Annotated in this window: 24 protein-coding genes; 11 read left to right on the top strand and 13 right to left on the bottom strand. The window is 62.5% G+C overall.

What is annotated here, in order from left to right; translation table 11 throughout:
* The first annotated feature begins 4 nt into the window (after positions 1–4).
* The 6 genes from rsfS (at position 5) to BCY88_RS18805 (ending at position 5,420) form a co-directional block, all read left to right on the top strand.
* Positions 5–460 (top strand): ribosome silencing factor, encoded by a 456-nt coding sequence (gene rsfS / locus BCY88_RS18780; protein WP_120345714.1) that lies wholly within the window; start codon positions 5–7, stop codon positions 458–460.
* 55 nt (positions 461–515) lie between these two features.
* A complete protein-coding gene (gene rlmH / locus BCY88_RS18785) occupies positions 516–986 on the top strand; it encodes a 23S rRNA (pseudouridine(1915)-N(3))-methyltransferase RlmH (protein ID WP_063495252.1) in 471 nt (156 codons plus the stop codon).
* Positions 987–1,314: 328 nt separating this feature from the next.
* Positions 1,315–1,944: a Maf family protein gene (locus tag BCY88_RS18790; protein ID WP_120345715.1), complete on the top strand. Its 630-nt coding sequence runs from the start codon at positions 1,315–1,317 to the stop codon at positions 1,942–1,944.
* Between the two features lie 9 nt (positions 1,945–1,953).
* Positions 1,954–3,423: a ribonuclease G gene (gene rng / locus BCY88_RS18795; protein WP_120345716.1), complete on the top strand. Its 1,470-nt coding sequence runs from the start codon at positions 1,954–1,956 to the stop codon at positions 3,421–3,423.
* Positions 3,424–3,764: 341 nt separating this feature from the next.
* Positions 3,765–4,190 (top strand): CopG family transcriptional regulator, encoded by a 426-nt coding sequence (locus BCY88_RS18800; RefSeq protein ID WP_120345717.1) that lies wholly within the window; start codon positions 3,765–3,767, stop codon positions 4,188–4,190.
* Between the two features lie 114 nt (positions 4,191–4,304).
* Positions 4,305–5,420, top strand: coding sequence for an extracellular catalytic domain type 1 short-chain-length polyhydroxyalkanoate depolymerase (locus BCY88_RS18805; RefSeq protein WP_120345718.1), 1,116 nt, complete (start codon positions 4,305–4,307; stop codon positions 5,418–5,420).
* An 86-nt stretch (positions 5,421–5,506) separates the two neighbouring features.
* On the opposite strand, the gene BCY88_RS18810 is transcribed toward BCY88_RS18805, so the two are convergent.
* Positions 5,507–7,216 carry a putative bifunctional diguanylate cyclase/phosphodiesterase gene (locus BCY88_RS18810; RefSeq protein WP_120345719.1) on the bottom strand — a complete coding sequence of 570 codons (1,710 nt, stop codon included), beginning with the start codon at positions 7,214–7,216 and terminating at the stop codon, positions 5,507–5,509.
* A 420-nt stretch (positions 7,217–7,636) separates the two neighbouring features.
* On the opposite strand from BCY88_RS18810, the gene BCY88_RS18815 reads away from it, so the two are divergent.
* Positions 7,637–8,557: a LysR family transcriptional regulator gene (locus tag BCY88_RS18815; protein WP_120345720.1), complete on the top strand. Its 921-nt coding sequence runs from the start codon at positions 7,637–7,639 to the stop codon at positions 8,555–8,557.
* A 196-nt stretch (positions 8,558–8,753) separates the two neighbouring features.
* On the opposite strand, the gene BCY88_RS18820 is transcribed toward BCY88_RS18815, so the two are convergent.
* The 5 genes from BCY88_RS18820 to BCY88_RS18840 form a co-directional block, all read right to left on the bottom strand.
* A complete protein-coding gene (locus BCY88_RS18820) occupies positions 8,754–9,944 on the bottom strand; it encodes an NAD(P)/FAD-dependent oxidoreductase (protein WP_120345721.1) in 1,191 nt (396 codons plus the stop codon).
* Positions 9,941–10,108: a rubredoxin gene (locus tag BCY88_RS18825; protein WP_093639504.1), complete on the bottom strand. Its 168-nt coding sequence runs from the start codon at positions 10,106–10,108 to the stop codon at positions 9,941–9,943. The genes BCY88_RS18820 and BCY88_RS18825 overlap by 4 nt, the downstream gene beginning before the upstream one ends.
* Positions 10,109–10,156: 48 nt before the next feature.
* Positions 10,157–11,224 (bottom strand): aromatic ring-hydroxylating oxygenase subunit alpha, encoded by a 1,068-nt coding sequence (locus tag BCY88_RS18830; RefSeq protein WP_120345722.1) that lies wholly within the window; start codon positions 11,222–11,224, stop codon positions 10,157–10,159.
* Between the two features lie 197 nt (positions 11,225–11,421).
* Entirely contained in the window at positions 11,422–11,922 is a 501-nt protein-coding gene (locus tag BCY88_RS18835) for a GAF domain-containing protein (RefSeq protein ID WP_120345744.1), read from the bottom strand.
* Between the two features lie 188 nt (positions 11,923–12,110).
* Positions 12,111–12,533, bottom strand: coding sequence for a TOBE domain-containing protein (locus tag BCY88_RS18840; RefSeq protein ID WP_120345723.1), 423 nt, complete (start codon positions 12,531–12,533; stop codon positions 12,111–12,113).
* 258 nt (positions 12,534–12,791) lie between these two features.
* Between BCY88_RS18840 and BCY88_RS18845 the strand changes: the two genes are divergently transcribed.
* The 3 genes from BCY88_RS18845 (at position 12,792) to BCY88_RS18855 (ending at position 16,452) form a co-directional block, all read left to right on the top strand.
* On the top strand, positions 12,792–14,468 hold the full coding sequence (locus BCY88_RS18845) for an SH3 domain-containing C40 family peptidase (RefSeq protein ID WP_120345724.1): 1,677 nt from the start codon (positions 12,792–12,794) through the stop codon (positions 14,466–14,468).
* Positions 14,469–14,656: 188 nt separating this feature from the next.
* A complete protein-coding gene (locus tag BCY88_RS18850) occupies positions 14,657–15,127 on the top strand; it encodes a VOC family protein (protein WP_120345745.1) in 471 nt (156 codons plus the stop codon).
* A 116-nt stretch (positions 15,128–15,243) separates the two neighbouring features.
* Positions 15,244–16,452, top strand: coding sequence for an MFS transporter (locus BCY88_RS18855; protein ID WP_120345725.1), 1,209 nt, complete (start codon positions 15,244–15,246; stop codon positions 16,450–16,452).
* A gap of 404 nt (positions 16,453–16,856) precedes the next feature.
* Here the strand turns inward: BCY88_RS18855 and BCY88_RS18860 are convergent, their stop codons facing one another.
* The 4 genes from BCY88_RS18860 to BCY88_RS18875 form a co-directional block, all read right to left on the bottom strand.
* The gene (locus BCY88_RS18860; RefSeq protein ID WP_120345726.1) at positions 16,857–17,660 is read right to left on the bottom strand and encodes a transglutaminase-like domain-containing protein; all 804 of its coding nucleotides are present in this window, start codon (positions 17,658–17,660) and stop codon (positions 16,857–16,859) included.
* A 98-nt stretch (positions 17,661–17,758) separates the two neighbouring features.
* Positions 17,759–18,661: a transglutaminase family protein gene (locus BCY88_RS18865; protein ID WP_120345727.1), complete on the bottom strand. Its 903-nt coding sequence runs from the start codon at positions 18,659–18,661 to the stop codon at positions 17,759–17,761.
* A 428-nt stretch (positions 18,662–19,089) separates the two neighbouring features.
* Positions 19,090–20,511 (bottom strand): HdeD family acid-resistance protein, encoded by a 1,422-nt coding sequence (locus BCY88_RS18870; protein WP_120345728.1) that lies wholly within the window; start codon positions 20,509–20,511, stop codon positions 19,090–19,092.
* A gap of 210 nt (positions 20,512–20,721) precedes the next feature.
* Positions 20,722–21,645 (bottom strand): recombination-associated protein RdgC, encoded by a 924-nt coding sequence (locus tag BCY88_RS18875; protein WP_120345729.1) that lies wholly within the window; start codon positions 21,643–21,645, stop codon positions 20,722–20,724.
* Positions 21,646–21,822: 177 nt separating this feature from the next.
* On the opposite strand from BCY88_RS18875, the gene BCY88_RS18880 reads away from it, so the two are divergent.
* Positions 21,823–22,143 (top strand): hypothetical protein, encoded by a 321-nt coding sequence (locus BCY88_RS18880; protein ID WP_120345730.1) that lies wholly within the window; start codon positions 21,823–21,825, stop codon positions 22,141–22,143.
* A gap of 10 nt (positions 22,144–22,153) precedes the next feature.
* On the opposite strand, the gene BCY88_RS18885 is transcribed toward BCY88_RS18880, so the two are convergent.
* From BCY88_RS18885 to BCY88_RS18895, 3 genes are all read right to left on the bottom strand, one after another.
* Positions 22,154–22,999, bottom strand: coding sequence for a glycosyltransferase family 2 protein (locus BCY88_RS18885; RefSeq protein ID WP_120345731.1), 846 nt, complete (start codon positions 22,997–22,999; stop codon positions 22,154–22,156).
* A 104-nt stretch (positions 23,000–23,103) separates the two neighbouring features.
* Positions 23,104–24,024 carry a glycosyltransferase family 2 protein gene (locus BCY88_RS18890; protein ID WP_120345732.1) on the bottom strand — a complete coding sequence of 307 codons (921 nt, stop codon included), beginning with the start codon at positions 24,022–24,024 and terminating at the stop codon, positions 23,104–23,106.
* A gap of 16 nt (positions 24,025–24,040) precedes the next feature.
* Complete coding sequence (locus BCY88_RS18895; RefSeq protein ID WP_259461445.1) at positions 24,041–25,258, bottom strand: O-antigen ligase family protein; 1,218 nt, start codon at positions 25,256–25,258, stop codon at positions 24,041–24,043.
* Positions 25,259–25,280: the final 22 nt, after the last annotated feature.

Raw genomic sequence — 25,280 nt, forward strand, 5'->3', positions numbered from 1 at the left:
CCCCATGGATATTCGCAAACTGCAACGCGTGATCGTCGACGCCCTCGAAGACGTCAAAGCGCAAGACATCAAGGTGTTCAACACCAGCCACCTGACCGCGCTGTTCGATCGCGTGATCGTCGCCTCCGGCACCTCGAACCGCCAGACCAAGGCGCTCGCTTCGAGCGTGCGCGAGAGCGTCAAGGAAAACGGCGGCGACGTCATCAGCACCGAAGGCGAGGACATCGGCGAATGGGTGCTGGTCGATTGCGGCGACGCGATCGTGCACATCCTGCAGCCGGCGCTGCGCCAGTACTACAACCTCGAAGAAATCTGGGGTGACAAGCCGGTGCGCATCAAGCTGTCCACGCCGAATCCGTTCGGCGGCGCCAGCGCGAGCGAGCCGGACGACGAAGACGAAGAGGACGAAGCGCCGGCTGCCAAAAAGCCCGCACGCAAGACGCCGGTACGCCGCAAGTAAGCGCTTTGCCAGATATAGCGCTTAGTTTGCGATTACATCCGCGATTTCATCCGTAATGAAACTGCACATCCTCGCCGTCGGCCACAAGATGCCGGACTGGATCGCCACCGGCTTCGACGAATACGCGAAACGCATGCCGCCCGAGCTGCGCATCGAGTTACGCGAGATCAAGCCCGAGCAGCGTTCGTCGGGGCGGCCGGCCGAAAGCGTAATGGCGGCCGAGCGGCAGAAAATCGAAGCCGCGTTGCCGAAGAACGCGCGCATTGTCGCGCTCGACGAACGCGGCAAGGATTGGACCACGATGCAGCTCGCCGGCGCTCTGCCCGGGTGGCAGCAGGACGGCCGCGATGTGGCGTTTCTGATTGGCGGCGCCGACGGGCTCGATCCCGACCTGAAAGCGCGCGCGGATATGCTGCTGCGTGTCTCCAGCCTGACGCTGCCGCACGCCATGGTCCGCGTGCTGCTCGCCGAACAGCTTTACCGCGCGTGGACCATCACGCAGAATCACCCCTATCACCGCGCCTGAGCGAACGAGGCCGCGAACAGATCGCGCGTTTGGGTCTCGTTGCCTGCGCCGATTGGCGCGCTTGTGGCCGCCCTTTTGGCCACATTTGTCGCCGCGCTTGTAGCCACGCTTGTTGCCACGCTTGTTGCCACATTTATCGCCGCATTAGTGGCTGCGTTTGCAGGCTTGCTTGTCGACCTGCTTGCAGACAGATTGATCGACCTGTCTATCGGCGCGCCCCCCGTCGTGTTCGGTGTCGTATCCTTCGGCACGTCGATCGTCGCTTGCCTGATAAGCTCATCGCGCGCTTCTCGCGCATTGACGCAACCCGCCTCATCGAGACCTGTTCATGCCCACGCCCGCCGCTTCGCTGCATCCGTTCGTCTACCTCGCCTCCCAGAGTCCGCGCCGTCAGGAGCTGTTGCAACAGCTCGGCGTGCGTTTCGAATTGCTTCTGCCGCGTCCCGATGAAGATGCCGAAGCGCTCGAAGTCGAGCTACCCGGCGAGCGCGCGCGCGACTACGTGCAGCGTGTGTGCATCGCCAAGGCGCACGCCGCGCGCGCGCGTCTCGTGGCAGGCGGCCATGCCGAGCGGCCGATCCTCGTGGCCGACACAACCGTCACGATCGACGACGCGATTCTCGGCAAACCCGTCGACGCCGACGATGCCGTCGCGATGCTCACGCGCCTCGCGGGCCGCGATCACGAAGTGCTGACGGCCGTCGCGGTGGTCGATGCGCAAGGCACGCTGCTGCCCGCGGCGCTATCGGTATCGAAGGTGCGTTTTGCTGCACTGCAAGCGGACGCCGTGCGCCGCTATGCCGCGAGCGGCGAGCCACTCGGCAAGGCAGGCGCATATGGGGTGCAGGGGCGCGCCGCCGAGTTTATCGAACATATCGACGGGTCCTATTCAGGTATCATGGGTTTGCCGCTTTTTGAAACCGCTGCCCTCCTGCGGGCAGCGCGCATCGACTTCTAAAATAACACTATGAATGAAGAAATCCTGATCAATGTCACGCCGCAGGAAACGCGCGTCGCGCTCGTCCAGCAAGGCGCCGTCCAGGAACTTCACGTCGAACGAACGCTGTCGCGAGGACGCGTCGGCAATGTCTATCTCGGCAAAGTCGTCCGGGTGTTGCCGGGCATGCAATCCGCCTTCATCGACATCGGTCTGGAACGCGCCGCGTTCCTGCACGTAGCGGATATCTGGCATCCGCGCATTGCGGGCGAACCGCAACATCAAACGCCGCATCAGCCTATCGAGAAGATCGTCTTCGAAGGCCAGACGCTGATGGTGCAGGTCGTGAAGGATCCGATCGGCACGAAAGGCGCGCGGCTCTCCACGCAAGTGAGTATCGCCGGGCGCACGCTCGTGTATCTGCCGCAGGAGCCGCACATCGGCATCTCGCAGAAGATCGAAAGCGAGGCTGAGCGCGAAGCCGTGCGCGCGCGTTTGACCGCGGTGCTGCCCGCCGATGAAAAAGGCGGCTACATCGTACGCACCATTGCTGAAGATGCGACCAGCGAAGAGTTGGCAGCGGATGTCGCGTATCTGCGCAAGACGTGGGCAACGATCATCTCGCAAGGTCAGCGCATGCCGCCGACCAGCCTGCTGTATCAGGACCTGAATCTCTCGCAACGCGTGCTGCGCGATTTCGTGAACGACGAGACCTCGCGCATTCAGGTGGACTCGCGCGAGACCTATCAGATGCTCGCGGATTTCGCGGCGGAGTTCACGCCGGCCGTGTCGTCCAAGCTGCATCACTACACCGGCGAGCGGCCGCTCTTCGATCTGTACAACATCGAGGCGGAAATCCAGCGCGCATTGTCACGCCGGGTGGATCTGAAGTCGGGCGGGTATCTGGTGATCGACCAGACCGAAGCGATGACCACGATCGACGTGAACACCGGCGGCTACGTCGGCGCGCGCAACTTCGACGATACGATCTTCAAGACCAATCTCGAAGCCGCGCACACGATCGCGCGGCAATTGCGGCTGCGCAATCTGGGCGGCGTGATCATTATCGATTTCATCGATATGGAGAATGTCGAACATCGCGATCAAGTGCTCGGCGAATTGAAGAAGGCGCTGTCGCGCGATCGCACGCGCGTGACCGTGAATGGTTTCTCGCAGCTTGGGCTCGTGGAGATGACGCGCAAGCGTACGCGCGAGTCGCTGGCACATGTGTTGTGCGAGCCCTGCCCGGTATGTCAGGGCAAGGGGCAGGTCAAGACGCCGCGTACGGTGTGCTATGACGTGCTGCGCGAGATTTTGCGCGAGTCACGGCAGTTCAATCCGCGCGAGTTCCGCGTGGTGGCGTCGCAGCAGGTGATCGACCTGTTTCTTGAGGAAGAGTCACAGCATCTGGCGATGCTGATCGATTTCATCGGCAAGCCGGTGTCGTTGCAGGTGGAGTCGAATTTGAGCCAGGAGCAGTACGATATTGTGCTGATGTGAACGGCTTCGAGTCCTATACGTCAAGGCGCTCACGACGTTGCTTCCAGGAGGAAGCCCGCTAGCAGCACGAACGGGCAATCGAAAACCCGGCAAGAGAAGACCGACCCGCGATGGTCGGTTTTTTCGTTAACGCGGAGAATCGGGAAAGGCATGAGTAACGCTCTATTGGAGATGAGGATATCGAAGAGGGCGCAGAGCTGATCGACTCAATCATCGCTCCTGCGTGACTTGCACCGCCTATTCGGCCCTCAATTTCCCCGTTGACGCTATCAGGACAAGGCGCGTATAACCATCCCATTGGATGTTAATTGGATGGCTATCGGATGCCAAACGAACAAAAAATGGCCGACCTCAAACTCATCGACACCTCCCGTCCCAAAGGCGGCGAGACCGAAAAAATCACCATCAACCTCGGCCCGGTCGACCTGGGCCAGATCGATCTGCTCGTCGAAGAGGGTTTCTACACGAACCGTACCGACCTGATCCGCACGGCGATCCGCAACCAGCTCGCCGTACACGCACAGGTCGTCACGGAAACGGTGACCCGGCGCGCGCTGGTGCTCGGCTTGCAACACTTCTCGAAGCAAGACCTCGAAGCCGCCCGAGCCGCAAACGAACGGCTGGACATTCATGTGCTCGGCCTCGCCAGCATCGCCGCCGATGTAGCGCCGGAACTGGCGGCAGCCACGATCGCATCGGTGGTGGTGCTCGGCGCATTTCACGCATCGCCCGCAGTCAAGGCGGCGCTCGCCGGCCGTATCAGATAGGTGCGTCCGAGCGTCCATTGACGGGGTCCCTGTGATTAAACCCATGCCGAAACCATGAAGCGCGTCGCCTGACCCGGCCACGCTCAAAGCAAGTCAACGCAGTCGCCTACGATCATGAAAATGAATGAAGATTTCCTGAAGTCGATGAAAGAAGCCTTCGATCTGCTCCGCACGAAGGGGCCGAAGGAAGCGACCGCCGCGGTTCAGCGCGCGCTCGCGAAAGGCACGGCCGAAGCCGGCCACGCGCAAACCCCGCACATGCCGCAGAGCGTCAACGAATGGGCGCAAGCGTGGCAGCAGGCACAAAACCAGACGCAGTCACACACGGCGCCACACGCCCCTGCCGAGCGCGTTTTCGATGCCGACACGCCCGGCACCTTCAGCACCCACACGTTCAGCAACAGCGCCGGCCAACGCCAGTACAAGCTCTACGTACCGGCCGTCTACAACAACCAGCCGTTGCCGCTCATCGTGATGCTGCACGGTTGCACGCAAAACGCCGACGACTTCGCGGCCGGCACGCGCATGAATGAAATGGCCGAGCGTCACGGCTTCATCGTGGTGTATCCGAATCAGTCGCAGGCGGCCAATCATTCGTCGTGCTGGAACTGGTTCAAGCCGGACGATCAGCAGCGCGACCAGGGCGAGCCGTCATTGATCGCGGGTATCACGCGTGAGGTGATCGCGCGCTATCGCGTCGATCCGGCGCGCGTGTACGTGGCAGGTCTGTCCGCAGGCGGCGCAATGGCGGACGTCATGCTGAAGACCTCGCCGGATCTGTATGCGGCGGCCTGCATACACTCCGGCCTCGCCTACGGAAGTGCGAAGGATTTGCCCTCGGCGCTCGCCGCGATGAAGGGCGGCAAGGCTCATCGCAACCGCACGCCCGGCGAACCGCAGCGCCCGCTCATCGTGTTTCATGGCGATGCGGATACGACAGTGCATCCTTCGAACGCGACGGCGCTCGTGGCGGGCTTCGATGCCGGCGTCTCGACAGTCAGCACGCCGCCGCCTAAGGCAGGCATGGCGAGCGGCCAGCGCGATTGCACGGTGCAGCGGCTGGTCGCGGCGAACGGTGTCGAAGCGGAGGTCTGGTCGATTCATGGCGCGGGCCACGCATGGGCGGGCGGCAACCCACGCGGCTCGTACACGGACCCATCCGGCCCCGATGCGACAGCCGAGATGCTGCGCTTCTTTTTCGCCCATCCGCGCACGTCAGGCACACACTGACGCTGAGCGCAGTCAGCCAGCCGCCAGGCAGCCACCGGACAGCCGGCCTGTTCGAGCGCGGCCTGGGCATGGTCGTGCAGGTCGTGTCACGTCGTGCCCAACGGCTTCAGCAGATTGCGCAACGCCGCAACGGTAATAGGCCGCGAAAACCAGAATCCTTGCGCCTCGTCGCAGCCCAGCGCTTCCAGTTGTGCGGCCTGTTCGGCTGTTTCCACGCCCTCGGCCGTCACCCGCAGCTTCAACGCGTGCGCCATGGCAATAATGGCGCCGACGAGCGCCGCGCATTGCGGATCGGTACTCATGCGCATCACAAACGAACGATCGATTTTCAGGCGATTCAGCGGAAAGCGCGTGAGATAGGCGAGACTCGAATACCCCGTGCCGAAGTCATCCACCGCAACTTCAACGCCCAACTCGCGCAACGCGTGCAGCGTTTGCAAGGCCTGCTCGGTGTCGCCGAGCAGCACGCCTTCGGTGATCTCCACTTCGAGATATGAAGGGTCGAGTGCGGCGTCTTCGAGCGCCCCGCGAATTGTCTCAAACAGATTTTGCCGCTGGAATTGCTGCGGGGACACGTTCACGGCAAACCGTGGCAACGTGCCGGTGAGCCTTAGCAATTTACCGGCATCGCGGCACGCGGTACGGATCACCCACTCGCCGATCTGCTCGATCAGACCCGCCTCCTCCGCGACCGGCACGAATTCGACCGGGCTGATCAAACCACGCTGCGGATGATTCCAGCGCAGCAGCGTCTCCACTTGCGCGATGCGTCCGTCGGCGAGCGTCACCTGCGGTTGATACACGAGATGCAGTTGCTGACGTTCGAGCGCTTCGCGCAGCATCCCCGCCAGTTCGAAGCGGCGCGCAGCCTGCCCTTCGAGCGCGGTGGAAAAGCGCCGCACCGCATTGCCGCTCACTGCCGATGCCGCCGACAACGCCACGCCCGCGCGGCGCATCAACGTCGGCGCATCCGCACCGTCGGCGGGATAGGCGACGATGCCAATGCTTGCCGTGATGTTCAACGCGGTGCCCGCGTAGTCGATCGACTCGGAGATACGGCCCAGGGCCTCCGCCGCGAAAGCATCGGCCGCCGCGCCAGTTTCGTTGATCAGCAGCGCGAATTGTGTCCCACCGACCGAGGCAATCGTACCGTCGTTGGGAAAGAGACCGCGCAGCCGCTCGCCGACGATCTGCAACACCAGTTCGGCCGCATGCAAACCGAGCGCGTCGCGCAACTTGCGCAAATGATCGAGCTCGGCGATCAGCACGGTAAAACCGTTGCTGTTGCGCTGACAGCGCGCGATTGTCAGTTCGAGGCGTTCGGTGAAGAGTGTCTGATTCGGCAGCCGTGTCACGCCGTCGTGATGCGAGACATACCACAGGCGCGCCTCGGATTGCGCGTAACGCGTCATGTCGATGGTAATGCCGACATAACGGGCGGGTCCCGTGGCCATGCCACCGGAATGCCCCGGCTCGACAATGAGCGGCGCCAGCGCGAACACCACGCGAATCGGGGTGCCGTTGCGCCGCACATAGGTCCATTCGCCTTCATAGCGCGAACCTAGCGCCGACAGTGGTGGCAATTCGGCGCGCCGCCTCGCGAGTTCGGCCGGGTCGAGCAGGGACTCGAAGGTGTGCCGGCCGATCAGTTCCTCGGCGGTAAAACCCGTCAACTTTTCGAAAGCCGCGTTGACCGAGTCGAGCGTGCCGTCCGCCGTGCAGATGAACATGCCGTATGGCGCCGCCGCAAGCGCGGCGTCGCGCGTGCGCCCGTCGGCGTAGTAGTGGTCTTGCATCGCGCCGGCCTTTGAATTTCCTGAATATTGAAAGCGAGTGAGCGTTTTTCTTGATGCCTACGGCGCAACCGGCAAAGCCGGCGAATTCGGTCCAATCCGCCGGATGATCGTCACTATGATAGCGGCTTTCCTGGTCGACACCGCCGCGCCAGCCGCGCATTCCTGGCGGCGCTCGCCTTCCTTGGTGTATTCCCCAATCCCGCCACTAACACAGGCTTCATCGCGCACATCATAAAGAGTTCGCTATTACCGGGATACTCCGGGCCTCATGACTCAGGCTATATCGGCTTTCGACGCCTTCGCACAGGGCTTTGACGGATTGACGACCGCTATATCCGCCGATATATTTTGCTCGCGATCCCTCGATAGAAAACCACCGCCCCACTGCATGGATCCGCACGAAACAGGATCCCGCTTTTCATGTCCAAGGAAATCATCGATTCACACCTTCTCAAGGTGTTGCACACGCTGCTAACCGAATCGAGCGTATCGCGCACGGCAACGCTGCTCGGGCAATCGCAGCCTACGGTCAGCGTGGCGCTGCGCAAATTGCGTGACATGACGGGTGATCCGCTGCTGGTGCGCAGCGGCAGCCGGATGGTTCTCACCGCGCATGCACTCACACTGATCGAACCCACGGCGCAAGCGCTGAACAGTATCGCGGCCATTCTGCACCCCACCACGTCGTTCAATCCGGCTACCACCAGCCAGACCTTTCGCATCGGCTCGCCGGATTATCTCGATGCGTTCTTCGTCCCTGCCGTGGTCGATGCGTTTCATCGCGAAGCGCCCGGTGCGAAGCTCGAGTTCAGGCATCTGATGATGGTGGACGGTGGCTACGAACACGGTCTGGAAAGCGGTTTTCTCGATCTGGTAATCGGCAACTGGCGCACACCGCCGGAGCATCTGCATTTACAACCGCTGTGCAAGGACGAACTGGTGTGCCTGATGCGCAACGGCCATCCGATCAAACCGGGACGGCTCAGCAAGCCCGTCTACGAGGAAGCGGAACACCTTGCCGTGATGACCTACAACACCACGTCCTGGGGCACGGTGGATGTCGAGCTCGCCCGCAACGGCCTATCGCGCACCGTCACCACGACGCTGCCCTACTTCGGCATGGCACCCTACGTACTGGCGCGTTCCAATCTGCTGTTCACCACCACCCGTGCGCTCGCCACGCACTACACCAGGATGCTGCCGCTGCGCATCGAGCCGATTCCCGGCGAACCGCAGGCACTCACCTACTATCAACTCTGGCACGACCGGACGCATCGCAGCGTCGCCGCGATCTGGCTGCGCAGGTTGATCGCCAACGTCGCCAAAGATCTGGTTTCCTAAGCTTTCGCCAGCGATACGCGTGTCTTGCACGCGTCTCTTTCGAGCGATTTCACCCAGGCATTTCAGGCAGATAAAAAAACGCCGCAAGCAAAGCTTGCGGCGCGAATGCGATCATCGGATGTGTTGCAGGTGACAGGCCCTTTAAAACTCCGAGCGATCACAAAGTGAGGTCGGTCAGACGGAAGATTGTTATGGGTTAGCTAGCCGCCAATGGCCCCTCTGTCATGGCCTTGATCAACGCGGCTTTGCCTTCGATTGCCGCACCCAGCAGGGCGAATCCCACCGGACGGTCGCTGGCGGCATGCCGGCATACTGCGCGCGCCGCATGCTTCGCCGCGCCGCTGGTGGTTTCAATCGACCATGCGCCCTCGCCCTCGGGCGTCACGACGACAGCGGGACTCGCCGGCGTCTTCACGGTAATCGGCATCACCGGGAAAGCGACGCGCGTGGGCTGCCCGGCCAGCGTGCGCGCGAGCGCTCGCGCTGCATGCATGATCGGCAGGACATACGGCTGCACCTTGCCGTCGATCGCGGCACAGTCGCCGAGCGCGTAGATATCCGGCGCGCTGGTCCGGCACCACGCATCGGTTCGAATGCCCTGATCGATTTCAAGGCCCGCTGCCGCGGCAAGCGCCGTGCGCGGCGCAAGGCCGATCGCCGACACGACCAGATCCGCGTCGATCGGCGCGCCTTCGTCGAACGTCAACCGATAGCCATCGGCCAGGCGGTCGATACGATTCACGCTGCGGCCAGCATGAAAACGGATGCCGCCATCGTCCAGCGCGCGGGCGAATATCTCGCCCACGTCTTGCGGAAGCAAACGAGCCAGCGGTGTCGAGGCAGGATCGATCAGGCTGACCGCATAACCGGCAGCGGCCAGATCGTTGGCGAACTCGCAGCCGATCAGCCCCGCGCCCAGAATCGCCACCGAACGGCAACGCGTGAGCGCCAGCCTGAAGCGCGCATAGTCGCCGAGATCGTTGATCGACATCACGTCAGCCGCACCGTCACCCGCCACCTTCAGGCGGCGCGGGTCCGCGCCCGTGGCAAGCACCAGCTTGCTGTAGCCGAGCAACGCGTTGTCGGCAATCAGCGTGTGCTCGGCCGGCAAAATGCGCTCGACATGCTGATGCACGCGAATCCACGCGCCCAGCTGCGACGCCATCGCGATGGCGTCGAAACTCGCCAGCGCTTGCGGCTCTTTCTTCATCGCCAGTGCATTCGACAACATGGGCTTCGAATAGAAGCTGCCGTCGTCGCGGCTGATCATCACGATCGGCACGGTGCTGTCGAGCTTGCGCAACTCGCGCGCAACCGTATAGCCCGCCATGCCCGTGCCGACGATCACCACCGGCAGTCCCTTGTCATTCTGCTGAGCGGCCGTCATGCGATCACCTGCATTTCAAAGTCGTGTTTGCCGGTCGCGCAGTCGGGGCACAACCAGTCGTCCGGCACGTCTTCCCAGCGCGTGCCTGGTGCAATGCCCGCCTCCGGCAAACCCAATGCTTCGTCATAGCGAAAGCCGCAGATCACGCATTCCCATACTTTCATGGCTTCTCTCCCGAATCACGCATCCCGATTCCCGAATCACGCCGCGAACTAGCGCACATAGTTCTGGCCGAGACCGATTTCGGCCAGAGCCCGACGGTAGGCGCCCGACGAACGGTCGGCAAGAATCGGCGCTTCCGCCGCGCGGTCGATCGGCAGATCTTCCGGGCGCTGCTGTTCGACAATCGCGCGATCTTCTTCGAACACCTGACGATTGAATGCGTAGACGTCTTCGAGCGGCAAATCCTTATCGAAGTTACGCACGATCGGCACGAACAGACGTGTCTTGCGCGCGGACACCGGGCTCGCGGCATTCAGGATCGACAGGCGGCCGTTTTCAGGGAAATGAACGGTCAGGCGCGCAAAAAACGGCACGTCCACGTCGAAGAAGCGGTGCCACAGATAGCCCTCCGGCGCGCGATGCTGCATCGACTTCGGGAAGTTGCTGACCGTGCTCACGTACTCCGCATGCATGCCGCGTTCGCGCCGCTCAACCGAGTACTGCGGCACCACCGGGTTGTGCCGGTCGGCGAAACTGTCGTGGTGAATCCACGCGAAATGCGCGACGTCGATAAAGCCTTCGGTCTGACGTCCCGCCGAGGCGTTGATGTCGATCGAGGGCGGCAGGATCTGCTGGAAGTCGGGGTCATTCCAGTGGGGAAACGCGGGCAACGCTTCGGTGCCGCCACCCAGCGAGACCCACACGAGACCGTAGGCTTCCTGCGTCGCATACGTGACGAGGTGCAGACGCTCGGGAATCGGGCCGTCCGTTTGCGACGGAATGTGCTTGCACTTGCCGTCGCCGCCGTACGCGAGACCGTGATACGGACACACGATATTGCCGTTATCGACCCACCCCTGGCTGAGCGGCGCGCCACGATGCGGACAGATATCGCGCGCGCTCACCAGTTGTCCGTTAGAACGGAACACGACCAGCGGTTCGTCGAGCAGCGTCACGCTGACGGGTTTGTCGGTCACGTCGGCGGCGAACGCCACCGGATGCCAGTAGCGGCTGAGAATCTCCCAGTCGTGGCTATCGAAAGTGCAGTGACGGGGTAAAGCGGGGGAACGCTGAAATGTCAGCGGCGCGGTGCTAGCAGTGGCGATGGCGGAACTCATACATGTCTCCAAAACCTGTGGGGGTTCTTCGCGCTTATGGTCTGTCCCCGGGGAGATTTCCTGCGGGGCGTCTTGAGCGCGTGGAGAGAACGATAGCGGGATGAGGTCCGCCGACCCATCCCCGGAAGTGCATCTAGTCTATGTACGAAAAAGCATAGGGTGGCGTCGTATCGCTGGATCGGCGCCTGCTGAAACGCCTACGACGCGCGTGGCAGCGCGGCTTCGATGAACACTGCGCACAACGCTTCCATGCCCTTCGCGTCTTCGGCGTCGAAGCGCGCGACAACCGGGCTGTCGACATCCCACACGCCGATCAACGTGCCGTCCGGTGCGACCAGCGGCACGACGATTTCCGATTGCGATGCCGAATCGCAGGCGATATGGCCGGGGAACTCATGCACATCGCGCACCACTTGCGTCTGACGCGTTTGCGCTGCCGTGCCGCACACGCCCTTGCCAAGCGCGATACGTACGCAAGCGGGCTTGCCCTGGAACGGCCCGACCACCAGTTCGCGGCCGTCATGGAAGTAAAAGCCCGCCCAGTTCAGATCGCTGAGGGAATGGAAAACGAACGCGGAAAAGTTCGCGGCGTTGGCGATCCAGTCGGATTCGCCGGCAAGCAGCGCGCGCGCCTGGGCGACCAGTTCTTCGTATTGCGCGGCTTTGGGCAGATGCGAGGCGGAGGAGATTTCGAACATGACGGCGTCCGTGATGAGAGCGGAAAGAGGAACGGCAAGGCGTGCAGTGTAAAGCAAGCCGCTGTTTCCTTCACGGTGCGCCACGTTCGGCATACCGCCCTCTTTCGGCGCGCGCTGCGTGCGCCACTACGCGCGTTCTGACGGCGCTATCCGGACAATAGCGCCGTAGACAAATCAAACGTGAAGCCTTATTCGACGCCGACGATCACGCTCGATGCCTTGAAAATCGCCGTCGCCGCTTTGCCGCTCGCGAGGCCAAGGCGATCGACGCTTTCATTGGTGATGATCGCAGCGATCTGCGCACCGCCCGCGCTGATCGTCACTTCCGAATTCACAGCGCCCTTGGTGACCGCCGACACCGTACCGGCGATGCAGTTGCGCGCCGACACCTGGCTCTTCGTCACGTCGACCATCACGATCACCGACGACGCCTTGACGAGGGCAAACGCCTTCTTGCCGGCGGCGAGGCCGAGCGAGGTCGCGCTGCCGTGCGTGATGATCGCGACGATCTCGAGACCGTCCTGGGTGCGCAACGTGACTTCGTCGTTCACCGCGCCGTGTTTGACTTCGGCGACTTCGCCGGCGAATTGATTGCGTGCGCTGGTTTGCATGTTGTTCTCCTGGTTGATGAGCCTCGTAGAAGACGCTTCGAGGCGATAGATCCGATGTGACGAAACGCTCAGCCCGAGTGGCTGTTAGTGCCTGAAGTGCGATGTCGCACAGCCGCGATTGACGATTCGAACCCCAATGAAACCACATAAGGGTTGTATAAATACACTCATAACGCTGTGAAAACACAGGCATCCTCCGTCTGGCCCGTCGTGCGACACCGTATCATCGTGCCCTTGGACCTCTCACTGTCGAACCTTATGCCTGTCGCCGTCCTGCCCCGCGCTGCCGCCCGCTTTGCCGCGCGTTTTGCCGTGTGTTTTACCGCGCGTTTTACCGAACACCTCGCCGCCCGGTTGCCGGACCTCCGCCGTGCTGCAACCTTATGCGTGGCGCTTACCGCCGCCGCGACTTTCACAGCCTGCAGCAATCCATCGCCGGCGCGCGACGCCCACGCGAACGTCGACACGATCGCGTTGTTCCCGATCGCCAATTACGACCAGAACGTCGACCACTGGCTTGACCCGGACAGCCCCGGCTACGACCAGCCGTTCCTGAGCGCCGCGGATCAGCACGCGCACTTCATGGCCCTCTACGCGCGCTATTTCGGCACCGGCACGAGCGCGCCGTCGCCGTGGAATTCCGCCTACGTGGCGATGCGCGTCTATCGTCAGCAGGGCGCGGACATTGTTGCGTTGCAGCAGCGCCGCATCGATAAATTCGACAACACGGGCAAGAGCGGCGCGGCGCTTGGTTACGGCGAAAATTTCCGCCCGCACGACAAGGCGTGGATCGACGCGATCGCGCAGAACATGGCGGTCGAACAGTTCACGCAGAAGGCCGCCTACACACCCGAACGCCGCGCGATCGCCACCGGCAACCTGATGGTGCGCGAGCTGCCGACCATGGACCCATCGTTCTACGACCGGCACCTGGCCGGCGAGGGCTATCCGTTCGACAACCTGCAGATCTCGGCGGTGCGCCCCGGCACGCCGCTGTATGTGCTGGGCACCAGCGCCGACGGTGCGTGGCGCTACGTGCAGACGCCCGACGTGCAAGGCTGGGTGCGCAGCGACGGTGTCGCGCTGAGCGACGACACCTTCGTCGACACGTGGCGCGCCGCCGCCGCGAAGTCGCTTGGCGCCGTGACGGTCGCATCGGCGCCGGTGCGCGACAGCCACGGCGTGTTCCGCTTCGACGCGCCCGCCGGCACCCTGCTGCCACTCGTCCCCGGCAACGCCACGCGGCCCGCAACCCAACCTGACGAGGCGGCCAGCGCAACCGCCGATGTGCCAGCCTCCCGCAAACTGCTGGTTCCGGTGCGCGACGTGGACGGCCAGGCGATCATCCGCACCGCTCAACTGAACGACGCGCAAATCGCTCCCATGCCGCTCGCCGCCACCCCGCGGCATCTGGCAATGCTGATGAAAACGTTGATCGGCCGGCCCTACGGGTGGGGCAATAGCGGCCTCTATAACGATTGTTCGTCGGAACTGCAGAGCATCTTCGCGACCTTCGGCGTGTGGCTGCCACGCCATTCGTCGACCCAAATGAGCGCGGGACGCATGATCGATCTGTCCGCGTCGACACCTGCGCAACGGCTCGACTACCTCGCCGAGCACGGCGAAGCGTTGCGCACGCTGATCTACATCGGCGGCCACGTGATGCTCTACATCGGCAACACAACTCGCAACGGCGTCACGGTGCCGGTGGTCTATCAGGACGTATGGGGCTTACGTCCAGCCGACAATAGCCGGCGCGCGGTGATCGGCGGCTCGGTGATCCTGCCGCTGCTCGAACACATCCCGGAAGACGCGACCTTGCAGTCGCTCGCGGCCACCCCGACGTTCCAGATCAGCATTCTCGGCGCGCCGGGCGGTGCTGCGGCGCCGTCCACGCCCGCCGCACCGGCTGACGACGACAATCCGGCCGGTTGAAATAGCGCGGCAAAGAGACATCCGGGCCGGTCGAACCTGCACGGCGTCGACGTGCTGCACGAGCATGGCCAAAAATATTTTTCCCGGAGTGTCGATTCGAAGGCGGCTCACACGTCATAACGTTGAAGACCTGGCTCACGCAGCCGGTCTTTCAATTCACGAACCTGTTACTTCAAGGAGTCGCCGTCATGTCCAGCCCCGCTGTCAAACCGATCCCGGACGGGATGCACTCGCTGACCCCGTATCTGATCTGCGCCAATGCCGCGGACGCGATCGCGTTCTACGCCAAGGCTTTCAACGCCGTCGAGCAATTCCGCCTGCCCGGGCCCGGCGGCAAGGTGATGCACGCCTGTCTGAAAATCGGCGACTCCATGCTGATGCTGACCGACGAATGGCCTGACCACAACGCGCTGGGCCCGAACTCGCTGAAAGGCACACCGGTTACGATTCATCACTACGTCGAAGATGTCGACGCCAGTTTCAAGCAGGCCGTCGATGCGGGCGCGACCGTCGCCATGCCGCTTGCCGACATGTTCTGGGGCGACCGCTACTGCCAGTTGAAGGATCCGTTCGGCCACAGTTGGTCGCTTGCCACACACAAGCGCGACCTGAGCCCGGAAGAAATTCAGAAAAATATGCAGGGTATGGAGTGCGGCTAAAACCAGGCCGCGCCTTACCCACGATCGGCATCGTGTAGCTCGATTGGGCTTATCGGCGCGATCGGCGCAATCTTTGATAGGATCGGTCTCGACCCATAAACGGCGGGACATGAACGGTGCGCGTCAACCATCAGGCTTTCTTCTGCTCGCTGTTTGTCGCGCGTCTCGCCGATCAGGTGCTGCTGTTTCTCGTGCCGCTCGTCGTATTTCAGACGACACACCAGGTATCGTGGTCAGGGCTCGCGTTTTTTATCGAAACGCTGCCGCGCTACCTGGTCTTTCCCTTCTTCGGTGCGTTATGCGACCGCGTCTCGCCGCTGCGGCTGATGCGGGTCAGTCAGACCGTGCGCGCGCTGGTGTGTTTCGGCGGCGTGCTGGCGTATGTGCTGTTTGGCGGCATCGGCTGGCTGATCGCTTTGTCCGCGTTGTGCGGTGTGCTCACGAGCCAGGGGCTGGTTGCACGCGAAGTGATGCTGCCGCAAATTTTCAGCACGCAGCAGTTTCAGCGGGTACTCGCCTACTCGCAGTTGGCCGATCAACTGGGCTTCGTACTGGGTCCGATGCTGGCCGCGCTGCTGCTCGGCTTGTGGCGCTGGGAGTGGGTGGTCGGCGCAACCGGCGCGCTGTTTTTACTGGCCGATGCGACGCTGCTGCTGTGGGAGCGCACCAGCGGTTTCCGCGCCAGCGCTCCGCATCCGGCTGAACCCGGTCATTGGACGATGCCGCTGCGCATCGCGCTGCGCCATGTGCTGGTGCTGCCTGGCCTGAAAAAAGTCGTGCTGCTCGCCGCCGCCGAAAATCTGGTGATCGGCGTGACCCTTGCGACTTCCGCCGCGATGGTGACCGGCTTTCACGCGCAATCGAACCGCTACTATGCTGGCCTGCAAACGGCCGGCGCCGTCGCCACGGTGCTGATTCTTTTGACGATCGCGCGTAACGCCTGGCCCGCGCGCATGCTTGGTCTCGTCGCCTTCATCTCAATCTGTGCGGGCGGCGTGATCGCCGGCGCGAGCGCGGCACCGTGGGGCTACGCGCTCGGTTTTCTGCTGATCGTGGGCTTCGACAAGATGTTCAACGTCTACATCCGCAGCGCGCGGCAGAAAATCATCCCACCCGAAGACTACGGCAAGACGACCGGCGTAGTAATCCTGCTGAACAACATGACGCAACCGCTCGCCGGTTTGCTGGTCGGCGTGTTTTCGGCGCGGGCCCAAACCGGCTTGTTGATCGTGGCTCTTTCAGCGGCGATGGGCTGCATCGGCGCGGCGGTATCGATCGGCGCCGCGCTATCGCGGCGCAGGCGCCCGCTAGCGCTTGGGGAATAAAACCGCGGACAGACCTGAAAACCACAAAAAACACGGCTCGTTTGAAAGGCCCACGAGCAACCAGAGTAAATGAGTCGATACAAACGAAGACACTAAGCGAAAAGAAACACGAGAACAAAACCCTACAACTGGTTTCATGAAGCACCGTTCGGCGCGCGCAGCGCCGCCGGAAGTATGACGCCCTTGTCACGAGCGCCGAATGTGCGGGGGCACAGATTCCAGATGCACCACTACCGTGGCTGCGCGGGGGACCCGCTTATACGCTGGCGGTGTGAAGCCGCTTTCTTTGCTTATCTTTCTTTGCGGCGGCAAAGAAAGTAAGTGCCGCCCCGCACAGGGGCAACACTAATAAACCAATAAGAAATCAAGGAAAGGCCAAAGAAAAATCCAGAACAAGCCCCGCACTAAATCCTCTCACAAACAACATCAAACCTCACCAACTCCGTAGGCCCAAACGCATTACTGATAGCAACATCCGCGGCATCCCTCCCCCGCGCCATCAAAACCCGCCCCGTACGGGGCACATTATTCCGCGGATCGAAGGTCTGCCAGCACCCACCGACATACGCCTCGAACCAGGCAGCAAAATCCATCGTCGAGTATGGCGGTTGCGTACCGACGTCGCTGATATACCCCGTGCAATATCGCGCCGGTATATTCATCGCCCGGCACAACGTCACCGCAAGATGCGCGAAATCCCGGCATACCCCCTTACGCTCCTGCCAGGCCTGCCACGCGGTCTTGGTCGAGCGTGCGAAATCGTAGCCAAACACGATGTGCTCGTGCACGTAGTTGCAAATCGCATCCACGCGCCCACGCCCGAGCGGCAGCTTGCCGAACGTCTGCCAGGCAAATTCGGATAACAGATCAGTTTCGCAATAGCGGCTGCCCAGCAGAAACACCAGCGAATCATCAGGCAACACCTCCACCGCATGCTGCTCAGTCAACGGCGGCCGCCGTTCCGGCTCCGACGACACCTCGAGCACCGCGCTCGTCGACAACGCAAGCCGTCCCTGCGGCGCGACGATGCGGCTGCACAAATTGCCGAAGCCGTCGCGATACTGACTGATCGGCACCGGCGGATCGACCGCCAGCAGATCCGCACTCAGCACGTCCTTCGCGTGCGAATAGTGCGTGTTCAACATCAGCATCATCGGCGTCGGTTGCACGCACTCATAGACCAGCTCGTAGCCAACGCGCAATTTCATTACGGCGCCCTCTTCCAGTTGATACGTTCAATGGACGCGTCCGGTGAGCAACCCGAGTTGACACCCTCAGCTAACACGCTCGATCTGTACAAACCCATTCACCCTGCGGCTTGCCCGTCACTCGCTTTCGTCACGCTCACATCGACCTGCAGGCCGCGAAACGAGTGCGACGCGCCATGCCATGTGCCCCACAACGGCAGTGCCTGGTAGTAGTTCCATGCCACCGCCACCCGAATCAGATGGCGATTGCCAACGATGCTATTGGTCGGATCGAAATCGACCCAGCCGGCCCCGGGCAAATAAATCTGCAGCCACGCATGCGTCGCACCGCCGCCCTGCGTCGCGTCATGCTCGGGCACGAACAGATAACCACTGACAAAGCGCGCCGCGAGACCGAGCGAGCGCACCGCGTCCATCATCAGCACCGCAAAATCGCGGCAACTGCCGCTACGGTTGCGCAAGGTGTCACCGGGGCGGTTCACCCCCTTTTCCGTACGGCGCACATAGAAAAACGTGCTTTTTATCTCGAGCGTCATCGCGCGCAGTAACGCCATCGTGCCGCCAGTGCCGCTCTTGCTGCCCTGCACGGGAATGAAGCGGCGCGCCCACTCGTCCACCTCGTTGTCCGGATACTGGCGGCTGCGCGCGTTCACGAGATCGGACGCTTCCTCGTTGGTGTACGCGAACGGCCAGCTCATCGCATACGGTTCGAGTGCATAGTCGGGCATGGGCGTTTCGAGGTGTTCGAGCGTCGCTTCGCTATCGAAGCGCAATTCACTCGCCTTGCCCGCGAAACTCGCCACCGCCACCGAGTTGTCGAACACGTCGTGCAGCCAGTGCAGCCGGGACGGCGTCGGCGTAATCACCAGTTGATTCGTGACGAGGCGCAAGTCGTGGCTGGCGCGCGGGCGGAACATCATCCGGTGTTCGCCGAACCGAACGGGTTCCGAGTAGCGGTAGACGCTGACGTGACGCACCGTGAAGCGCTGTGGCTCAGTCATCCGACTGGCCGGTGGATGCAATTGGGTTCGTCCTGAGCATCACGTTCACGCTGATAAAACCCGCTGCCTCGGCAAGCGCCAGGCACCCGCCGCGGTTTGATCCTGAATGAGCCACGACTTGGGTTGGGCGTGGTGGAATGCTGCCGGGTTCAGCATACACCCGCCATATTGGTTGAAATGACTCATTTGGCGACGGTGGCCGCGTGTACGGAAGTTATCAACAGAATCTGTTCGCAAATCTGTGCATAACTATCCGGCAAAACCGGCAAGCTCTTGATACGCCTGCTGTTTTTCCCGCCATATCGAACTTGGGCAAGCAAGGCGCCTGTCTGTGTCGTGCAGTGGTTGTCGTTGAGTGGTGGTCCTATCGCGACTGTAACCACATCTCACCACCGAATTCTCTCTGCCGCCCGCGGGCGTCAAGCATATCAATCACGCACCGCGCCCGCCGCATGCTCGCGGCCGGCATCCAGTGAAGCCGCTGCGCCACGCGCTTCTTCGCGCCATTGCTGACGCGAACGCACCATTCTCTGAACAGCGAGGCGCGCCATCTTCACCCAGCCCGACGGACGCGGGTCGGCGAGCATGCTAAGCGCACGTGCATAGTCGAGCGTGAGACCGGGCGTCCACGCCATCGTCGCGGCGCGTTTTCGCAATTGCGCGGCCACCCACAATTCCGGCGTTGCAATCACGCGCAAGAATGGCCGCCAGCCCCCCGCGCTCCCCCACACGCGTGCCGACGCACCTTCGATCGCCGCTTCCAGCGCACGCGAAACGCTGCTTGAACAATTGCGGTGCGTCAGGTTGTAGGTCGCGTCCTGACGATAGGTGTCCCAGAAACGGCGCAGCCGCACCGGATCGTAGTTGCGTATGCGCACCTGAACCGTCGACGGGCACCATGCTTTCGATTCGGTCGGATAGTCGGGCTGGAATAAACCGGGCACGTCGTTCTCTCGCGTCGCGCGCAGAAGCCGCGCGAAATCGTCGGGTGAACGATCGATCTCGACACCCGGATACAAGCTGATATAGATGCCCTCAGGCGATTCGAGCGCGGCGTGTCCGGTCGAAATCACACCGTTACGATCCACCGCCGCGATGTAACGATCGACGATCAACTGCCGCCGCGCCCCGCCTTTGGACGAGCCCACCGGCGTCCACACGTGCACGGTCAGCGCGTCTTCATCTGCGCTGGGCGGGCCGTCCCACTCAACCGCGCCCCGCCGGCCGGGAGCGAGCGCACTCGCGGCGGAATTGGCTGCATCAGCCGTTGCATCGTCCGAAGCAACCGCGGGATTCGACGCGAGACGCCGCACACGCGTACTCAGCAAAATCATGTTCCAGCCGCCGAATATCAGGCCAAGGCCGAGACAGTACGGCACGGTGCCCACATAGTGCGTCGGATACGGTTGATAGAAGAAAACCGCCAGTGCGATTTCAACGCCCCCGCCGATCATCGCGAGCCGCCACGTGCGATAGCGCACGACCCTCGCGGAGACGATCTGCAGCAGACCGTCGGCCAGAAAGAGCGTGCCGAAGATCATCGACAGAATGAAGTTGCCGTGATGATGACCAACGAGAATCAGCGCCGCCGCAAAGCAGAATGCGAAGCCCTTTACATAGCGCAGCGTGCGTTGCCCGCCCATGCCGGTCCAGGCGACGGCCAGCGTGGCGAGCCCTTCGAGCAGCAGCAATACAGCGAACGGCGTGATCGGAAAATAGAGCGCGCTATCGAGTGCGTCGATGAAAACGACCACGCCGAGCACCAGGCTCACCCAGCCGACCAACTGCAGCGAGCGCCAGCGCGTGCGCAGATAATCGACACCCAGCAGGATCATAACCAGTCGAACCATCGCCAACTCTCCGTGATCGATGCGTCTTTCTGGTCCTAATCTTACCCATATTCAGGGTGATGACGTTGCCGGTCCCACTATGGCGATGGTCCGCATGCGGCGACGCTGCCACCCGGCGCCACCAAGCGAATGCGCGAGTTGCATCAAGCGCCGGCGCCGCTTGCCCGCAGCGAGATCCCTGCTAGCGAACCTCACGCAGCACGACGTGGCTCAGGCCGCCGCGGCTTGCGGCATCGCCTCGCCCTGCTCGCTGCCCAACGCGTCGAGCAGATCACACAGCATGCGGTCGAGTTCGGCGGTCATCAGCGTGAAGTCGGAATCGAAGCGTTCGTCGTCGTTCTGCGCGGTCGGGTCGCTCGCTTCCTTGAGAACGTCGAGCGGTGCGATACGCTTGATCGTGAGCGTTGGCGTCAGCACGAACGACACACGATCTTTCCACGTCATCGCAAGCCGCATGCATTGTTTGCCGGCCTCGATATGACGACGCATATCTTCGGCGTCCAAAGTATGTCCAACGTAGCGCACCGTTGCATTACCTTCCGCCGGCGAGCGCAATTCGGTGTCCTGGTCGAGCGTGAAGCCTGCGGGACCTTCACCGGAGAGCAACCACTCGGTCATTGCCGCAACCGGCGACTGCGTGACGCGCACGGTACCGAGCGGCAATTGATCGATCGACTTCACCAGCAGGCCACGCACTTCGTCGGCAACCGCCTGCGAGCCCGCATCGATCACGAGCCAACCGTTCCGGGTATCGATCCACACACGCGTGTCGCGGCGAATGCTGAAGGCGCGCGGCAGCAGTTCATCGGTCACCTGTTCCTTGAGTTCGCGCATCTGCTTGCGGCCGGGTTTGAAGCCTTGTTGCTCTTCAAGTTCGAGCGCGCGCGCCTTGGTTACCTGCGTGACGACCGAAGCCGGCAACAGTTTCTTTTCGGCGCGAAACACCAGCAGCATCTGGCCATTGAGCGAGTACACCAGCGCGTCGTTGTCGCGCGGCGACGCCCAGCCGTGGCTTTGCATCTCGACGCTGTTGCCGGGCGCGAACGCGCACGGCGCAAGCCATTTCTCGATTTGTTCGGGGGTGACGGACCACGGAGCGGGGAGACGGTGCAGCTGAAGGTTTTTGAACCACATGGGCGAGGTCTTGTACGGGCAAAGCGCGTCATTCTATCTGACGCGGCGAGGATGGCGTGGTCAGACACGTACCCTGCACGCCCCGTGCCGGAATAGGGTCAGCGCAAACGTGGTTTTCGCTTTGCGTTCAAATCACCTAGACTTTTCAGGAGGCGCGTGACATAGACGGAGGCGGCCATGGCCGATGAAACCGCACCCTGGCGGATCGTGGAGTACGAGGGTTTCGAAATTCACGTAGCACCGTTTCTGAAGAACCCGCCCGACGAGTCGAAGCCTTCAGCCAGGCCCGATAGCCGCTGCACGTATGTCGGTTACGTGTGCCATCCTGGCGCCGATCCGGCCATTCCCGGACATTCGGTGCCGTTCCATGCGGACGGCGAAGAAAGCTTCGCCAGCGTCGAAGATGCGCTCTACGAAGGCATCCATGTAGGGCGCAGCATCGTCGACGGCACACACCCGGATTTAACGGTGTTGCCGCTGGTGACAGGCGGCGTGTAGCGCGCCCGCTTCAGCTGAACGCACGCTTGATGCGCGACTTGAGCAGGGCGCGCCGCAAGCGGCTGGTCTGCTCGGGTTCGCCGACCGCCTGCGCACCTTCCACCGCCGTGCCGCGGCGCAGAAAATAACGATCGAAGGTAGCCTGCGTCATGCCCCATTTGTTCAGGAACTGACGGCGCCCATCGTTCTTGACGACCTTGCCGGTGCTCTTCTGCTGGAAGTGATAAACCAGACTGTCACCAACGCCGAGGAACACGCGGCAACCGGCGTCCCATAGTTTCATCGAAAAGTCGTTGTCGCTGCTCATGCCGGGGCTCAGTTCGCTGCTATAGCCGCCGAGCTTGTACCACCAGTCGCGATGCACGAGCGTGGGCGGCCACGTGGCGCCACGCCAGTCGGCGCGCACGAGTTTCGGCGTTGCGGCCACCAGCTCGTCGGCGCGGAAGTTTTCCACGTCGCGGCCAAAGTTCTGCACGACAACGCATGGATTGCCGGAGTCGACCGGTTCGACCATCGTGCCGGACAACATGAACAGATTGTCGGCCGGCATCTGCGCGAGACGCTTCGCGAGCGCGTCGTCCCAGCCGGGGCAGCAGTACATGTCGTCGTTCATGTAGACGATATAGTCCTGCGTGGCGCGCGCCGCCGCGATGTTGACCGCGTGGCAGATGCCGATGTTACCGGGCGATGCCGTGTGTTCGATACCCTCTTCGCGCACCCAGGCCAGTGTGCCGTCCGAACCGTCGTTCACGTGCACGATGATCTGATGCGTATGCGTGGAATGACGCCGCAGGCTTTCGATCACGAGCCGCAGGTAGGGCAGATTGTTCCAGGTCGGGATGATGATTGAGAACATCGAATACGTTTTTCCGTGGTGATTGTCCGCGCGAGCCGTTCGCGCCTGTCAACGGCTGCGCGGATCGGTTGCCGCGGGTTGTGATACGCGGCGGGCTTTTCAGCCTAGTTATCCCTCTTGCCGCCGAACGGCTTCATGAACGTCAGCTTCGCGGGCAAGTCCGGCTCCCAGCCTTCCAGATCCTCGAACGGATAACGGCCGAGCGCATAGAGTACCCGCTTGAAGCGGCTTTTGAACGGCGCGCGCGGAATATTCGGCAGAGAACCCGCCTCGGCCGAAGCCGTCCGCCGGATGTAGTCGCGATTGAAGTCGCGCTGCAAAATGCCCCACTTCATCAGAAACTCGCGGCCACCACGATTGCGGCGGATGCGGCCGGTGGATTTGCAGCCGAAATGATAGATGCGGCTCGCGCCCACCGAGCGGAACACCCGGCAACCGACGAGCCACAGCTTCATCAGGAAGTCGTCGTCGCTGCTCATGCCGGGGCCGAACTCGATGCTGTAGCCACCCACTGCATGCCACAACTGGCGGCTCACCAGCATCGGCTGCAAGGCGACGCCGTCGCGATCGGCCGACTTCATGCCGGCGGTGTAGGCGAGCAGGCCCGCTTCGTCGAAGTTTTCGGGGCCGGTGCCGAAGTCGGCAGCGGTCACGTTTACATTACCGGTGTCGGTCGGCTCGATCAGCGTCGAGGACAGATACGCGCACGAATGGCCAAGCCCGCGCAAGCTCGTATCGAAGGCGAGATCCCAGCCCGGCGTGCAGAACATATCGTCGTTCAGGAACAGGATCCAGTCGCGCGTGGCGAGCCGCGCCACATCGTTCAATGCGAGACAGACGCCGACGTTGCCCGTGCTCCACGTGTGCTGGATCCCTTCCGAGCGGACCCATTCCAGCGTGCCGTCGCTGCCGTCGTTCACATGCACGATGATCTCGTGATCGAACGCCGAATGACGGCGGATGCTGTCGATGCACAGTTTCAGGTACGGCAGGTTGTTCCAGCTCGGGATCAGGATACTGAACATGAGGGGATGACGATTCTCATTGAGTGGGAGTGCGCTGCGCGCGCACGGCGACACGGTCCGCCTGCCTGCCGGAGTGAGCGCCGCCGTTCCTGTCCGCATACGCGGAGGCAGCCGCCAGGATCGCGATCACAGTGGCATAGAAAGATACGGTTATCTTCAGATCGAACGTTTCGACCGTCAGACCGAAAATCCAGAAAGATACGACAAACGTCAGCCCCATCAGCGCGGCCCGGCGAGCCGGGTCGGTCGGCGCGGCAAGCCGCCGCCAGAAGAGCACGCCCGGCACGACATAGATGGCCAGCACGGCAAGTCCGCCGATGATGCCGTAATCGGTCATGTACGCGAGTATCTGGTTGTGAGCTTCGCCCCGGCCAAACTGCGCAGCAGAAGGCGTGAGCAGCCCCGAATCGGCAAACGACTGCATGCTGTTGCGAAAGCCGTCGGCGCCGAGCCCGAGCAGCGGATGGCTCGCGACGATGCGCCCCGCTGCCTCGTAAAGCTGCAAACGGATGCCCAGCGACGTGTCCTTGTTGCCATGCGTGTATTGCACCGCGTCTGACGAAAGATCGCCGACGCGGTCGCGAGCAGTCGGCGAAAACACGTACACACCGGCCAGAATCGCGACGATCGCAAGCGGCAGCAGCACCTTCCATTTGCGCGACTTGCCGCGGCTGCGCAAGTAAAGAGTCATCGCGGCCACCACCGGGATCGCCACCCAGCCGCCACGCGAGCCGGTGATCAGCGAGGCGGACAAGCCCGCAAAAAGGCCTGCCACCTTGATGGCGCGCACGAGCAGCCGGTCCTTGCGCCACCAGTTCAGCGAGAGGATGGACAGCGCCCCCATCGCCAGCGCGATATCGCCGAAGTGAATCGGGTTCAGGAACTGGTTGCTGAGCCGGCCGAGTCCCCAGTCGCGTGGCGCAATCAACAGCACGCCGAGCGACGCGAGACCGGCAAACGCGAACGACAGATCGGCCCATGCAAGGGTGCTCGGCAAAGCACGCCGCAACACGAGGAATACCGGCACGGTGGCAAAGAAACGGGAAGGCGAATCGAACTCGTTGGCGACGACTTTGCCGTGCCATACGCCGCCAAGCAGCACGACAAGCACCGGACTCGCCATGGCGACACACAGCACCAGATCGGTGCTGTCCCACTGAAACGGCTGCAGGCCGGTCCAGGCTTTCGGCAGGGCCAGCAAGGCAAGCGAAACAACCACGGCCGCGATCGACAACGCGCTGCCAGCACCGTGTATC

Origin of the sequence: Paraburkholderia fungorum (assembly GCF_003610895.1) — a bacterium.
Classification (GTDB): Bacteria; Pseudomonadota; Gammaproteobacteria; order Burkholderiales; family Burkholderiaceae; genus Paraburkholderia; species Paraburkholderia fungorum_B.

Bases quoted from the DNA above. Each gene is read 5' to 3' on its own strand.
- rsfS (WP_120345714.1), top strand. From the start codon at position 5: ATGGATATTCGCAAACTGCAACGCGTGATCGTCGACGCCCTCGAAGAC.
- rlmH (WP_063495252.1), top strand. From the start codon at position 516: ATGAAACTGCACATCCTCGCCGTCGGCCACAAGATGCCGGACTGGATC.
- BCY88_RS18790 (WP_120345715.1), top strand. From the start codon at position 1,315: ATGCCCACGCCCGCCGCTTCGCTGCATCCGTTCGTCTACCTCGCCTCC.
- rng (WP_120345716.1), top strand. From the start codon at position 1,954: ATGAATGAAGAAATCCTGATCAATGTCACGCCGCAGGAAACGCGCGTC.
- BCY88_RS18800 (WP_120345717.1), top strand. From the start codon at position 3,765: ATGGCCGACCTCAAACTCATCGACACCTCCCGTCCCAAAGGCGGCGAG.
- BCY88_RS18805 (WP_120345718.1), top strand. From the start codon at position 4,305: ATGAAAATGAATGAAGATTTCCTGAAGTCGATGAAAGAAGCCTTCGAT.
- BCY88_RS18810 (WP_120345719.1), bottom strand. From the start codon at position 7,216: ATGCAAGACCACTACTACGCCGACGGGCGCACGCGCGACGCCGCGCTT.
- BCY88_RS18815 (WP_120345720.1), top strand. From the start codon at position 7,637: ATGTCCAAGGAAATCATCGATTCACACCTTCTCAAGGTGTTGCACACG.
- BCY88_RS18820 (WP_120345721.1), bottom strand. From the start codon at position 9,944: ATGACGGCCGCTCAGCAGAATGACAAGGGACTGCCGGTGGTGATCGTC.
- BCY88_RS18825 (WP_093639504.1), bottom strand. From the start codon at position 10,108: ATGAAAGTATGGGAATGCGTGATCTGCGGCTTTCGCTATGACGAAGCA.
- BCY88_RS18830 (WP_120345722.1), bottom strand. From the start codon at position 11,224: ATGAGTTCCGCCATCGCCACTGCTAGCACCGCGCCGCTGACATTTCAG.
- BCY88_RS18835 (WP_120345744.1), bottom strand. From the start codon at position 11,922: ATGTTCGAAATCTCCTCCGCCTCGCATCTGCCCAAAGCCGCGCAATAC.
- BCY88_RS18840 (WP_120345723.1), bottom strand. From the start codon at position 12,533: ATGCAAACCAGCGCACGCAATCAATTCGCCGGCGAAGTCGCCGAAGTC.
- BCY88_RS18845 (WP_120345724.1), top strand. From the start codon at position 12,792: ATGCCTGTCGCCGTCCTGCCCCGCGCTGCCGCCCGCTTTGCCGCGCGT.
- BCY88_RS18850 (WP_120345745.1), top strand. From the start codon at position 14,657: ATGTCCAGCCCCGCTGTCAAACCGATCCCGGACGGGATGCACTCGCTG.
- BCY88_RS18860 (WP_120345726.1), bottom strand. From the start codon at position 17,660: ATGAAATTGCGCGTTGGCTACGAGCTGGTCTATGAGTGCGTGCAACCG.
- BCY88_RS18865 (WP_120345727.1), bottom strand. From the start codon at position 18,661: ATGACTGAGCCACAGCGCTTCACGGTGCGTCACGTCAGCGTCTACCGC.
- BCY88_RS18870 (WP_120345728.1), bottom strand. From the start codon at position 20,511: ATGGTTCGACTGGTTATGATCCTGCTGGGTGTCGATTATCTGCGCACG.
- BCY88_RS18875 (WP_120345729.1), bottom strand. From the start codon at position 21,645: ATGTGGTTCAAAAACCTTCAGCTGCACCGTCTCCCCGCTCCGTGGTCC.
- BCY88_RS18880 (WP_120345730.1), top strand. From the start codon at position 21,823: ATGGCCGATGAAACCGCACCCTGGCGGATCGTGGAGTACGAGGGTTTC.
- BCY88_RS18885 (WP_120345731.1), bottom strand. From the start codon at position 22,999: ATGTTCTCAATCATCATCCCGACCTGGAACAATCTGCCCTACCTGCGG.
- BCY88_RS18890 (WP_120345732.1), bottom strand. From the start codon at position 24,024: ATGTTCAGTATCCTGATCCCGAGCTGGAACAACCTGCCGTACCTGAAA.